Source organism: Pseudomonas sp. NPDC087803, assembly GCF_044742995.1.
Classification (GTDB): Bacteria; Pseudomonadota; Gammaproteobacteria; order Pseudomonadales; family Pseudomonadaceae; genus Aquipseudomonas.
This window is the reverse complement of the sequence record NZ_JBIUVO010000083.1, coordinates 1-13,217: the sequence shown is the minus strand read 5'-3', so window position 1 is coordinate 13,217 and position 13,217 is coordinate 1. Positions and strand designations below refer to the sequence as shown.

Annotated in this window: 10 protein-coding genes; all 10 read left to right on the top strand. The window is 60.5% G+C overall.

Features of this window, described 5'->3' with window-relative positions:
* The coding region (bamA, locus tag ACIOUG_RS24750; protein WP_401069473.1) for an outer membrane protein assembly factor BamA at positions 1–2,274 on the top strand (2,274 nt) is incomplete at its 5' end.
* A gap of 45 nt (positions 2,275–2,319) precedes the next feature.
* Positions 2,320–2,823, top strand: a complete 504-nt coding sequence (locus tag ACIOUG_RS24745) for an OmpH family outer membrane protein (protein WP_003222140.1) — start codon at positions 2,320–2,322, stop codon at positions 2,821–2,823.
* Between the two features lie 3 nt (positions 2,824–2,826).
* Positions 2,827–3,882 (top strand): UDP-3-O-(3-hydroxymyristoyl)glucosamine N-acyltransferase, encoded by a 1,056-nt coding sequence (gene lpxD, locus ACIOUG_RS24740; RefSeq protein ID WP_401069470.1) that lies wholly within the window; start codon positions 2,827–2,829, stop codon positions 3,880–3,882.
* A gap of 106 nt (positions 3,883–3,988) precedes the next feature.
* The gene (gene fabZ / locus ACIOUG_RS24735) at positions 3,989–4,429 is read left to right on the top strand and encodes a 3-hydroxyacyl-ACP dehydratase FabZ (protein ID WP_003222142.1); all 441 of its coding nucleotides are present in this window, start codon (positions 3,989–3,991) and stop codon (positions 4,427–4,429) included.
* Entirely contained in the window at positions 4,426–5,202 is a 777-nt protein-coding gene (lpxA, locus tag ACIOUG_RS24730) for an acyl-ACP--UDP-N-acetylglucosamine O-acyltransferase (RefSeq protein ID WP_401069468.1), read from the top strand. The genes fabZ and lpxA overlap by 4 nt, the downstream gene beginning before the upstream one ends.
* Positions 5,203–5,204: 2 nt before the next feature.
* Positions 5,205–6,335 carry a lipid-A-disaccharide synthase gene (lpxB, locus tag ACIOUG_RS24725; RefSeq protein WP_401069465.1) on the top strand — a complete coding sequence of 377 codons (1,131 nt, stop codon included), beginning with the start codon at positions 5,205–5,207 and terminating at the stop codon, positions 6,333–6,335.
* Between the two features lie 8 nt (positions 6,336–6,343).
* A complete protein-coding gene (rnhB, locus tag ACIOUG_RS24720) occupies positions 6,344–6,970 on the top strand; it encodes a ribonuclease HII (RefSeq protein WP_329696115.1) in 627 nt (208 codons plus the stop codon).
* A gap of 76 nt (positions 6,971–7,046) precedes the next feature.
* Positions 7,047–10,568: a DNA polymerase III subunit alpha gene (gene dnaE, locus ACIOUG_RS24715; protein ID WP_401069462.1), complete on the top strand. Its 3,522-nt coding sequence runs from the start codon at positions 7,047–7,049 to the stop codon at positions 10,566–10,568.
* Between the two features lie 139 nt (positions 10,569–10,707).
* A complete protein-coding gene (locus tag ACIOUG_RS24710; RefSeq protein WP_401069459.1) occupies positions 10,708–11,655 on the top strand; it encodes an acetyl-CoA carboxylase carboxyltransferase subunit alpha in 948 nt (315 codons plus the stop codon).
* Between the two features lie 133 nt (positions 11,656–11,788).
* Complete coding sequence (gene tilS / locus ACIOUG_RS24705) at positions 11,789–13,117, top strand: tRNA lysidine(34) synthetase TilS (protein ID WP_401069456.1); 1,329 nt, start codon at positions 11,789–11,791, stop codon at positions 13,115–13,117.
* Positions 13,118–13,217 lie beyond the last annotated feature (100 nt).

Below are 13,217 nucleotides of genomic sequence, written 5' to 3'. Positions count from 1 at the left end.
GGCAGCGTCTGTGCCGCCGAGCCCTTGAACGGCCGCGACCAGGCGGCGGACCGCCGCCTGGTGGAATCCACTCGTGCGTTGTTCAAAACCGGTTTCTTTCAAGATATCCAGCTGGGCCGCGAAGGCAATGTTCTGGTGATCACTGTCGTCGAACGTCCGTCGGTCGCGAGTATCGAGATCGAAGGCAACAAGGCGATTTCCACCGAAGACCTGATGAAGGGCCTCAAGCAGTCCGGTCTGTCCGAAGGTGAAATCTTCCAGCGCGCCACCCTCGAAGGCGTCCGTAACGAGCTGCAACGTCAGTACGTTGCCCAGGGCCGTTACTCGGCGACCGTCGATACCGAAGTGGTCTCGCAGCCGCGTAACCGCGTGGCGCTGAAGGTGAAGATCAACGAAGGCACCGTGGCTGCCATCCAGCACATCAACGTGGTGGGTAACACGGTCTTCCCTGATGACGACCTGATCGACCTGTTCGAGCTGAAAACCACCAACTGGCTGTCGTTCTTCAAGAACGACGACAAGTACGCCCGTGAAAAACTCTCCGGTGACCTGGAGCGTCTACGTTCCTACTACCTGGACCGCGGCTATATCAACATGGATATCGCTTCGACTCAGGTGTCCATCACCCCGGACAAGAAGCACGTCTACATCACCGTCAACATCACCGAAGGCGAGAAGTACACCGTTCGCGACGTCAAGCTCAGCGGTGACCTGAAAGTCCCTGAAGACCAGGTCAAGTCGCTGTTGCTGGTGCAGAAAGGCCAGGTGTTCTCGCGCAAGCTGATGACCACCACCTCCGAACTGATCACTCGCCGCCTGGGTAACGAGGGTTACACCTTCGCCAACGTCAACGGCGTACCTCAGCCGCATGACGACGATCACACGGTGGACATCCTGTTCGCTGTCGATCCGGGCAAGCGTGCCTACGTCAACCGTATCAACTTCCGTGGCAACACCAAGTCCGAGGACGAAGTGCTGCGTCGCGAAATGCGTCAGATGGAAGGTGGCTGGGCTTCGACCTACCTGATCGACCAGTCCAAGACCCGTCTTGAACGTCTGGGCTTCTTCAAGGAAGTGAACGTCGAGACACCGGCTGTTCCGGGTGTCGACGACCAGGTTGACGTGAACTACGCCGTTGAAGAACAGGCCTCCGGTTCGATCACCGCCAGCGTCGGTTTCGCTCAGAGCGCCGGTCTGATCCTCGGTGGTTCGATCACCCAGAACAACTTCCTGGGTACCGGTAACCGTGTGAGCGTGGGCCTGACCCGCAGCGAATACCAGAGCCGGTACAACTTCGGCTACGTTGACCCGTACTGGACCGCCGATGGCGTGAGCCTGGGTTACAACGCGTTCTATCGCACCACCGACTACAAAGACCTCGACGTCGACGTAGCGAGCTATGCGGTAGACAGCCTGGGTGCCGGCATCAACGTTGGCTACCCGATCAGCGAGACTTCGCGTCTGACCTTCGGTCTGTCCGCGCAACAGGACAAGATCAAGACCGGTCAGTACACCGTTGACGAGATTTTCGACTTCGTTAACAAGGAAGGCGATCAGTACCTGAACTTCAAGGCTTCGGCCGGCTGGTCCGAGTCGACTCTGAACAAGGGCGTATTGCCGACCCGTGGCCGTTCGCAGAGCCTGACGCTGGAAACCACGATTCCAGGCAGCGACCTGTCGTTCTACAAACTCGACTACCGTGGTCAGTTGTTCCAGCCGATCACCGAGAACTACACCCTGCGTCTGCACACCGAGCTGGGTTATGGCGACGGTTATGGTTCGACCGATGGCTTGCCGTTCTATGAAAACTACTATGCTGGTGGTTTCAACTCGGTACGTGGCTTCAAGGACAGCACTTTGGGTCCTCGCAGTACCCCTAGCCGTGGCGTCGGGGTTACAGGTAACGCCGGTACACTGGCCGACCCGGACCAGGATCCGCTGCCGTTCGGTGGTAACGTGCTGATCCAGGGCGGTGTTGAAGTCCTGTTCCCGCTGCCATTCGTGAAGGATCAGCGCTCCCTGCGTACCTCGGTATTCTGGGACGTCGGTAACGTGTTCGATTCGACTTGCAAGTCGACCACCAATGCTGACGGTACAAAAGCCAACACTCAGTGCAACGACATCAGCCTGAGCAACATGGCCAGTTCCGTCGGTGTGGGCGTGACGTGGGTAACCGCACTGGGGCCTTTGAGCTTCGCGTTGGCCATGCCGATCAAGAAACCGGATGACGCTGAAACTCAAGTGTTCCAATTCTCCCTCGGCCAGACGTTCTAAGCGTCTGACCCAAGATAACGACAATGGATTTTGTAGGAGTGCATCGTGCGTAAGTTGACTCAATTGGTTCTCCTGGCCTCCGTACTGGTGGCAGGCCCGGCGTTCGCCGACATGAAAATTGCCGTTCTGAACTATCAGATGGCACTGCTGGAATCCGACGCGGCCAAGAAATACGCCGTGGATGCCGAGAAGAAGTTCGGTCCGCAACTGACCAAGCTCAAGACGCTGGAAAGCAGCGCCAAGGGCATTCAGGACCGCCTGATGGCCGGTGGCGACAAGATGCAGCAGGGCGAGCGCGAGCGTCTGGAGCTTGAATTCAAGCAAAAGGCCCGTGACTTCCAGTTCCAGTCCAAGGAGCTGAACGAAGCCAAGGCTGTTGCCGACCGCGAAATGCTCAAGCAACTCAAGCCGAAGCTGGATAGCGCAGTGGAAGAAGTCATCAAGAAAGGTGGTTTTGACCTGGTGTTCGAGCGTGGTGCTGTGATCGATGTCAAACCGCAGTACGACATCACGCGCCAGGTTATCGAGCGCATGAATCAGCTGAAGTAACCCATGACCGTGACTATCAAGCTCGGCCAGTTGGCCGAGTTCCTCGGCGCCACCCTGCGTGGCGACCCCGAGACGCAAATTACTGGGCTAGCCACCTTGCAGGAGGCTGGCCCAGCTCAGTTGAGCTTTCTGGCAAATCCTCAATATCGCAAGTACCTGGCAAGTTCCCAGGCGGCTGCGCTATTGCTCAAGGACGCCGATGCCGACGGTTTTGCCGGCAACGCGCTGGTGGTGCCGGATCCTTACCTGGCTTATGCGCGTATCTCTCACCTGTTCGATCCCAAACCGAAAGCTGCTGCGGGTATTCATTCCACCGCGGTGATTGCGCCGGATGCGGTGGTTGACCCAAGCGCCAGCATCGGCCCGTTCGTGGTGATCGAGGCCGGTGCGCGCATTGGTGCGCAGGTCACCCTGGGCGCCCATTGCGTTATCGGTGCCCGCAGTGAAATCGGCGAGGGCGGCTGGCTCGCTCCGCGGGTGACGCTGTACCACGACGTGCGCATCGGCAAGCGGGTGGTGATCCAGTCTGGTGCCGTGCTCGGTGGTGAAGGCTTCGGTTTTGCCAACGAGAAAGGTATCTGGCAGAAGATCGCTCAGATCGGCGGCGTGACCATTGGCGACGATGTCGAGATCGGCGTGAACACCGCCATCGACCGTGGCGCGCTGGCGGATACCGTGATCGGCAACGGCGTGAAACTCGACAACCAGATCCAGATCGCGCACAACGTCCAGGTCGGTGATCACACCGCCATGGCCGCGTGTGTCGGTATCTCCGGCAGCACCAAGATTGGCAAGCACTGCATGCTCGCCGGTGGTGTCGGTCTGGTCGGCCACATCGATATTTGCGACAACGTTTTCCTCACCGGGATGACCATGGTGACCCACTCGATTACCGAGCCGGGTGCCTACTCTTCCGGCACAGCCATGCAACCGGCGGCCGAATGGCGCAAAAGCGCGGCCCGCATCCGTCAGCTCGATGACCTCGCGCGACGTTTGAAGCAGCTGGAAAAGCGCGTCGGGGAAGTGACCCCCGGCAGCAATGCTTCATCTGATGGCTGATACCATTTCCATATCAAGTGTGCACAGCCTCTAGACTGCCTCCTTGATTTGCTAGAGGAGTGCGCGTCAGTCGCGCTCCCAATCTTTACATAGGCTTCCCCCCGAAATGATGGACATCAACGAGATTCGCGAATACCTGCCTCACCGTTACCCGTTCCTGCTGGTGGACCGGGTGGTGGAACTGGACACTGAAGGCAAGCGCATTCGCGCCTACAAGAATGTCAGCATCAATGAGCCATTCTTCAACGGCCACTTCCCGGCGCACCCGATCATGCCGGGCGTGCTGATCATCGAAGCGATGGCCCAGGCTGCCGGGATCCTCGGTTTCAAAATGCTCGACGTGAAACCGGCCGATGGCACCCTTTACTACTTCGTCGGTTCCGACAAGCTGCGTTTCCGTCAGCCAGTGCTGCCGGGCGATCAATTGATCCTTGAAGCCAAGTTCATCAGCTGCAAGCGCCAGATCTGGAAATTCGAATGCCAGGCTTCGGTCGACGGCAAGCCAGTCTGCTCGGCTGAAATCATCTGTGCGGAACGCAAGCTATGAGTTTGATTGACCCTCGCGCAATCATCGATCCGTCGGCCGTTCTGGCTGACGGCGTCGAGGTCGGCCCGTGGTCGATCATCGGCGCAGGTGTGGAAATCGGCGAGGGTACCGTGATCGGACCGCATGTGGTCCTCAAAGGCCCGACCCGAATCGGCAAACACAATCGCATCTACCAGTTTTCCTCGGTGGGCGAAGACACCCCTGACTTGAAGTACAAGGGTGAAGAAACCCGTCTGGTGATCGGTGACCACAACGTCATTCGCGAAGGCGTGACGATTCACCGTGGCACCGTTCAGGACCGTTCGGAAACCACCCTTGGCGATCACAATCTGATCATGGCCTATGCCCACATCGGGCATGACAGCGTGATCGGCAACCACTGCATTCTGGTCAATAACACCGCATTGGCCGGGCATGTGCACGTCGAGGACTGGGCGATCCTTTCCGGATTCACCCTGGTGCATCAGTACTGCCACATCGGTGCGCACAGCTTTTCCGGCATGGGCACCGCCATCGGCAAGGACGTTCCGGCGTTCGTCACCGTGTTCGGCAACCCGGCCGAAGCGCGCAGCATGAACTTCGAAGGCATGCGCCGTCGCGGTTTCAGCGAAGACGCCATCCACGCCCTGCGCCGCGCCTACAAAACCGTGTATCGCCAGGGCCTGACCGTGGAGCAAGCGTTGGCCGAGTTGGCCGAACCAGCTGCGCAGTTCCCGGAGGTCGCGCTGTTCCGTGACTCGATCCAGTCGTCGACTCGCGGCATCACCCGCTGATCATGGCCAATCTGCGTATTGCGCTGGTGGCGGGAGAGGCTTCCGGTGACATTCTGGGCGCCGGTCTCATGCGCGCCCTCAAGGCTCAACACCCGGCAGTCGAGTTCATCGGTGTCGGCGGTCCCTTGATGCAGGCCGAGGGCCTGACGTCTTATTTCCCCATGGAGCGTCTGTCGGTCATGGGGCTGGTGGAAGTGCTCGGGCGACTGCGCGAGTTGCTCAAGCGCCGCAAGGACCTGATTGCCACGTTGATTGCCGAGAAACCCGATGTGTTCATCGGCATCGACGCCCCGGATTTCAACCTCAATATCGAACTCAAGCTGCGTCAGGCCGGTATCAAGACCGTGCACTACGTCAGCCCTTCGGTGTGGGCGTGGCGCCAGAAGCGTGTGCTGAAGATTCGCGAAGGCTGCGATCTGATGCTGACACTGCTGCCGTTCGAAGCAAAATTCTACGAAGAGAAAGGCGTGCCGGTGCGGTTCGTCGGCCACACGCTGGCCGATACCATTCCGCTGCAGGCCGATCGCGCTGCTGCGCGTGCCGAGCTGGGGTTGCCCGACGGGCCGCTGGTGGCGTTGATGCCCGGCAGTCGCGGTGGTGAAGTGGGCCGCCTGGGCGCGCTGTTCCTCGATACGGCCGAGCGTCTGCGTGCCATGCACCCGGGGTTGCGCTTCGTCATTCCGTGCGCGAATGCCGAGCGCCGCGCCCAGCTCGAAGAGTTGCTGGTTGGCCGTGATCTGCCGGTGACCCTGCTCGACGGCAAGTCGCATCAGGCTCTGGCGGCGTGCAACGCGGTGTTGATCGCCTCCGGCACGGCGACGCTTGAGGCGTTGCTGTACAAGCGGCCGATGGTCGTTGCGTATCGCCTGGCGCCGCTGACGTTCTGGATTCTCAAGCGCATGGTCAAGAGTCCGTATGTGTCGCTGCCGAACCTGCTGGCCCAGCGCCTGCTGGTGCCGGAGTTGCTGCAGGATGATGCGACTGTTGAAGCACTGGCGCAGACTCTGTCGCCGCTGATCGACGGTGGCGAAGAACAGACCCGTGGCTTTGACGAGATTCACCGCACATTGCGGCTGGATGCTTCCAATCAGGCGGCGGATGCCGTCCTCAACCTGATCGGGCAGAAACCATGAGCAAGGCGATGCAGATGGGCCTGGATTTCACCCTGGTCGCCGAAGTCGAAGAGCTGGTGGCTGGTGTCGACGAAGTCGGTCGTGGCCCGTTGTGCGGCGCGGTGGTGACGGCAGCGGTGATCCTCGATCCGAACCGCCCGATCCTCGGCCTCAACGACTCGAAGAAACTCACCGAAGCCAGGCGCGAGAAGCTCTATGACGAGATCATCGAAAAATCCCTGAGCTGGTGCATCGCCCGCGCCGAAGTCGAGGAAATCGACGAGCTGAACATCCTGCACGCGACCATGCTCGCCATGCAGCGCGCGGTGGCCGGGCTGCACGTTCAGCCGAAACTGGCGATGATCGACGGCAACCGCTGCCCTAAATTGCCAATGCGCGCCGAAGCGGTGGTGCAGGGCGACGGCAAGGTGCCAGCCATTGCTGCCGCATCGATTCTGGCCAAGGTCAGTCGTGATCGGGAAATGGCCGCGTTCGAATTGATCTACCCGGGGTACGGCATCGGCGGCCATAAAGGCTATCCGACGCCCGTTCATCTGGAAGCGCTGGCACGGCTGGGGCCGACGCCGATTCACCGGCGCTCGTTCGCCCCGGTGCGTCAGGCTTACGAGGCGCTGGAAGGTCTGATGCAGGTTTAGTCGCAAGGCTGATGTTTTGTTCGAGGCCCGGTACAATCCGGGCCTTGTTGTCTCTATGTAACTGGACAGGATCACTATGCCGGCTTCATTCGTTCATCTACGCCTGCACACTGAATACTCCCTGGTCGACGGGCTGGTGCGGATCAAGCCACTGGTCAAGGCGCTGACCGGCATGAACATGCCGGCGGTGGCGGTCACCGATCAGAACAACATGTGTTCCCTGGTCAAATTCTATAAAAACACCATGGGCGCCGGCATCAAGCCGATCTGCGGCGCCGACCTGTGGCTGTCGAACAAGGACCCGGACGCACCCCTGAGCCGGATCAGCCTGTTGGTGATGAACGCCAAGGGTTATCGCAATCTCACCGAGTTGATCTCGCGCGGCTTCATCGACGGTCAGCGCAATGGCATGATCATCATCGAGCGCGAATGGGTCGCCGAGGCCAACGAAGGCCTGATCATGCTGTCCGCCGCCAAAGAAGGCGAGATCGGCATGGCACTGATCAGCGGCAACCCGGCCGAGGCTGAGGCCTTGGCGCGGGAGTGGATGGCGGTGTTCCCGGATCGTTTCTATCTGGAAATCCAGCGTACCAATCGCCCCAACGACGAAGAGCAGTTGCACGGTGCCGTAGCCCTGGCGGACAAGCTCGGTGCGCCGCTGGTGGCGACCAACGATGTGCGCTTTATCAAACAGGAAGACTTCGCTGCCCACGAAACCCGCGTGTGCATCGGTGAGGGCCGTGCCCTCGACGATCCACGGCGTTCGAAGAACTACAGCGATCAGCAATACCTCAAAAGCGCCGAGGAAATGGCCGAGCTGTTCAGCGACATTCCCGACGCCATCGAAAACACCGTCGAGATCGCCAAGCGCTGCAATATCGAAGTGAAGCTTGGCACGCACTTCCTGCCCAACTTCCCGATTCCCGATGGCATGACCATCGACGAATACTTCCGCAAGGTGTCCTTCGAAGGTCTCGAAGAGCGCCTCGCGGTGCTGCTGCCCAAGGACACCACGGAAGACTACGAAGCCAAGCGTCAGGTCTACGTCGATCGCTTGAATTTCGAGCTGGATATCATCATCCAGATGGGCTTCCCCGGTTACTTTCTGATCGTGATGGACTTTATCCAGTGGGCCAAGAACAACGGCGTGCCGGTAGGTCCTGGCCGGGGGTCGGGTGCCGGCTCGCTGGTGGCTTACGTTCAGAAAATTACTGACCTTGATCCGCTGGAATACGACCTGCTGTTCGAACGTTTCCTTAACCCGGAACGGGTATCGATGCCCGACTTCGACGTCGACTTCTGCATGGACGGTCGTGACCGGGTGATCGACTACGTGGCCGAGAAGTACGGCCGCAACGCGGTGAGCCAGATCATCACCTTCGGTTCCATGGCTGCCAAGGCTGTGGTGCGCGACGTGGCGCGGGTGCAGGGCAAGTCCTACGGTCTGGCGGATCGTCTGTCGAAGATGATTCCGTTCGAAGTCGGCATGACCCTGGAAAAAGCCTACGAGCAGGAAGAGATCCTGCGCGACTTCATCAAGGTCGATGAAGAAGCGGCGGAAATCTGGGAGATGGCGCGCAAGCTTGAGGGCGTGGTGCGTAACGTCGGCAAGCACGCCGGTGGTGTGGTAATCGCGCCGACCAAGCTGACCGACTTCTCGCCGATCTATTGCGACGAGGCCGGTGACGGTCTGGTAACCCAGTTCGACAAGGACGACGTGGAGGCCGCCGGTCTGGTGAAGTTCGACTTCCTCGGCCTGCGGACCCTGACGATCATCGACTGGGCGCTGAAAACGATCAACCGCGACCGCGCCAAGGTCGGGGAAGAGCCGCTGGACATCGCGTTCATTCCGCTCGACGACAAGCCGACTTACAGCTTGCTGCAAAAGGCCGAAACCACGGCGGTATTCCAGCTTGAATCGCGCGGCATGAAAGAGCTGATCAAAAAGCTCAAGCCCGACTGCCTGGAAGACCTGATCGCACTGGTGGCGCTGTTCCGTCCCGGCCCGCTGCAGTCCGGCATGGTGGACGACTTCATCAACCGTAAGCACGGTCGCGCCGAACTGGCGTACCCGCACTCCGACTACCAGTACGAAGGCCTGAAACCGGTATTGGCGCCGACCTACGGCATCATCCTGTATCAGGAACAGGTGATGCAGATCGCCCAGGTCATGGCCGGTTACACCCTCGGTGGTGCGGACATGCTGCGTCGAGCCATGGGCAAGAAAAAGCCCGAAGAAATGGCCAAGCAGCGCGGCGGCTTCATTGAAGGTTGCGCGACCAACAATATCGACGCCGACCTCGCCGGTAACATCTTTGACCTGGTGGAAAAATTCGCCGGTTACGGCTTCAACAAATCCCACTCCGCCGCCTACGGCCTGGTGTCGTACCAGACGGCCTGGCTGAAGGCGCATTACCCGGCGCCGTTCATGGCCGCGGTACTCTCGGCAGATATGCACAACACCGACAAGGTCGTGACCTTGATCGAGGAAGTGCGCACCATGAAACTGCGCCTCGACGCGCCGGACGTGAACACCTCGGAGTTCAAGTTCACGGTGAACGACGACGGCCGCATCGTCTATGGCCTCGGCGCGATCAAAGGCGTCGGCGAAGGCCCGGTGGAAGCAATCACCGAGGCGCGTCAGGACGGTCCGTTCAAGGATCTGTTCGACTTCTGCGCCCGGGTTGACCTCAAACGCATCAACAAGCGCACGCTGGACGGTCTGATCCGCAGTGGCGCGCTGGATCGCCTCGGTCCGTACTTCCACGACGAGCAAAAGGCTTATCAGGCCAACATCGACCGCAACCGCGCGGTGCTGCTGGCGGCGATGGAAGAAGCGATCAAGGCTGCCGAACAGACCGCCCGTACCCACGACAGTGGCCACGCCGACCTGTTTGGCGGGCTGTTCGTCGAGGAAGATGCCGACGTTTACGCGACGCACCGCAAGGCCAAGGAGCTGACCCTCAAGGAACGCCTCAAGGGTGAGAAAGACACCTTGGGCCTGTACCTGACCGGTCACCCGATCGACGAGTACGAGGGTGAGATTCGCCGTTTTGCCCGGCAGCGCATCATCGACCTGAAACCGGCCCGCGACACGCAAACCGTGGCCGGGATGATCATTGCCCTGCGGGTAATGAAGAACAAGAAGGGCGACAAGATGGGCTTCATCACCCTCGACGACCGCTCGGGGCGGATTGAGGCGTCGCTGTTTGCCGACGCGTTCCACTCCGCGCAGTCGCTGTTGCAGACCGACGCGATGGTGGTGGTCGAAGGCGAAGTCAGTAACGATGACTTCTCCGGCGGCTTGCGTCTGCGGGTCAAGCGGGTGATGAGCATGGAAGATGCGCGGACCAATCTGGCCGAAAGCCTGCGCCTGAAGCTGCACACTCAGGACTTGAAGGGCGATCAGCTACGCTGGTTGGGTGAACTGCTCAAGCGTCACCGCGGGGCGTGCCCGATCACCATGGAGTACACCAGTCCCGATGCGAAGACCTTGCTGCAGTTCGGCGAGACCTGGCGAATCGACCCGGCGGATGCGTTGATTCAAGCCCTGCGTGACCAGTTCGGGCGAGACAACGTCTTCCTCCAATACCGTTGACCGGCAAGTGCCATCATTGCGCTTGCTCACAACCTGAATTTTTAATCTCGACCTCAGCGCGCCTCTCCCTTAAGGTAGGGCGCGAATAGACAACCGGCCGGCCCAAGCTCATTTGGGACACGACCCAAGACGGACGCCTATGAACCCGAATTTTCTAGATTTCGAACAGCCGATCGCCGACCTGCAAGCCAAGATCGAAGAGTTGCGCTTGGTCGGTAATGACAATTCGCTGAATATCGGCGATGAGATCTCCCGCCTGCTGGACATGTGCATGACGCTGACCGAAGACATCTTCGGCAAGCTGACCAGTTGGCAGATCGCACGCCTGGCGCGTCACCCGAAACGCCCGTACACCCTCGACTACATCGAGCACATCTTCACCGAGTTCGACGAACTGCACGGTGACCGTCACTTCTCCGACGACGCGGCCATTGTGGGCGGCGTGGCACGTCTGGAAGACCAGCCGGTGATGATCATCGGCCACCAGAAGGGCCGTGAAGTGCGCGAGAAGGTACGCCGCAACTTCGGCATGCCGCGTCCGGAAGGCTACCGCAAGGCCTGCCGTCTGATGGAGATGGCCGAGCGTTTCAAGATGCCGATCCTGACCTTCATCGACACCCCGGGTGCCTACCCGGGCATTGACGCTGAAGAGCGTAACCAGAGTGAAGCCATCGCTTGGAACCTGCGCGTGATGTCGCGTCTGAAGACCCCGATCATCGCCACCGTTATTGGTGAAGGTGGTTCCGGCGGTGCACTGGCGATCGGTGTCTGCGATCAGTTGAACATGCTGCAGTATTCGACCTACGCGGTGATCTCGCCGGAAGGTTGCGCTTCGATTCTGTGGAAAACCGCCGAAAAGGCACCGGATGCCGCTGAAGCCATGGGCATCACCGCCGAGCGCCTGAAAGGCCTGGGCATCGTTGACAAAGTGATCGGCGAGCCGCTGGGCGGCGCCCACCGTGATCCGGCTGCTGCCGCTGCGTCGATCCGTGCCGAGCTGAGCTCGCAACTGGCGATGTTGAAGAAATTCGACAACGAAGCGCTGCTCAAGCGTCGTTACGATCGTCTGATGAGCTACGGTCTCTGACAGATCTCGCAATACCCAATGTGGGAGCGGGCTTGCTCGCGAAAGCGGTGTAACATTCGACAGATGTGTTGAATGTTGAAACGCCTTCGCGAGCAAGCCCGCTCCCACATTTGATTTGGGCCAAGAGAAAGATATGGGTCAGTCTGTGAGTGATCTGCCTTCCCGGCTTCTGCGCAATCTTGCAGCTTGGCGCAATGCCAAGACTTGGCGCATCGCCTTCTCCGGTGGTCTCGATTCCACCGTCCTCCTGCACCTGCTGGCCCATCTCGCTAAACATCATTCCCTGCCGGCGCTCAGCGCCATCCATATCCACCACGGCCTCCAGGCTGCGGCCGATGCGTGGCCGGCGCATTGTCAGGCGGTCTGCGCTGCGCTGGGTGTCCCGTTGCAGGTGATGCGGGTGACGGTGCAACCCGGCGCCAGTCTGGAGCGGGCGGCGCGGGAGGCGCGGTATGCGGCGTTCGCCTCGCTGACCGAGGCCGGGGATTTGTTGCTGACAGGTCAGCACCGTGACGATCAGGCGGAGACTTTGCTGTTTCGCTTGATGCGCGGTGCCGGCGTGCGCGGACTGTCGGCGATGCCGGCGCAGCGACCGTTGGGGCAGGGCACGCTGCTGCGGCCATTGCTCGACGTGACGCGCTCCGAGCTTGAGGCTTACGCCCGCACCCATCAGTTGCGCTGGATCGAAGACCCGTCGAACGAAGATCGGCAATTCTCCCGCAACTATCTGCGCCATCAGGTGCTGCCGTTGCTCACCGCGCGCTGGCCGCAGGCGCAGGCGAGCATGGCGCGCAGTGCGGCGCATCTGCGCGAGGCGCAAGGCTTGCTCGATGAACTGGCGCAGCTCGATCTGGCGCAAGCCGCCACGCCGAGCGAGTTTGCATGGCTGGGCCTGCCGTCACTGGAAATGGCGCCGCTGGCGAAGTTGTCCGCCGCTCGTCAGCGCAATGCACTCAGCCACTGGCTCGCAGCGCTGACCCGACTGCCGGACTCTGACCATTGGTCGGGTTGGGACGACCTCTGCGGCGCTGCCAGCGATGCATCGCCGGTCTGGCGTCTGGCCGATGGCCAGCTGCAGCGCAGCGCCGGCCGGATATGGTGGCTGAGCGGCAACTGGCTGCGCGCGCCAGCGATCAGCGCCGAGTGGCCTGACCCGTCGACAGCGCTGCGCTTGGCGGATAACGGGCGTGTCATGTTCAGCGGGCAGACTCCGGTCGGGCCGTTGCGGATTGGCTATCGGCAGGGCGGCGAAGTGATGCATCTGGCGGATCGCGGCCACCGCGATCTCAAGCGCCTGCTCAATGAGCGCGCGGTGCCGGGCTTCGTCCGTGGCAGATTGCCGCTGCTGTTTCGCGGCGCAGAATTGCTCGCGGTGGCGAACCTGCCGGGTCTTGACGGGCAGGGGCAGGACGGCTGGAAATTGCATTGGCAGCCAACAGACGAAGATCAAGGTTTGAGATGAAAGGGGCATTCCGGTAGACTACGCTCCCTTCTTGATACAACTTCTGTGGATTCGCCTGAATTGCAGGAGTTGCCGATTACCAAGCAGTCTTTGCTGGGCG

Bases quoted from the DNA above. Each gene is read 5' to 3' on its own strand.
- lpxD (WP_401069470.1), top strand. From the start codon at position 2,827: ATGACCGTGACTATCAAGCTCGGCCAGTTGGCCGAGTTCCTCGGCGCC.
- fabZ (WP_003222142.1), top strand. From the start codon at position 3,989: ATGATGGACATCAACGAGATTCGCGAATACCTGCCTCACCGTTACCCG.
- lpxA (WP_401069468.1), top strand. From the start codon at position 4,426: ATGAGTTTGATTGACCCTCGCGCAATCATCGATCCGTCGGCCGTTCTG.
- lpxB (WP_401069465.1), top strand. From the start codon at position 5,205: ATGGCCAATCTGCGTATTGCGCTGGTGGCGGGAGAGGCTTCCGGTGAC.
- rnhB (WP_329696115.1), top strand. From the start codon at position 6,344: ATGCAGATGGGCCTGGATTTCACCCTGGTCGCCGAAGTCGAAGAGCTG.
- dnaE (WP_401069462.1), top strand. From the start codon at position 7,047: ATGCCGGCTTCATTCGTTCATCTACGCCTGCACACTGAATACTCCCTG.
- ACIOUG_RS24710 (WP_401069459.1), top strand. From the start codon at position 10,708: ATGAACCCGAATTTTCTAGATTTCGAACAGCCGATCGCCGACCTGCAA.
- tilS (WP_401069456.1), top strand. From the start codon at position 11,789: ATGGGTCAGTCTGTGAGTGATCTGCCTTCCCGGCTTCTGCGCAATCTT.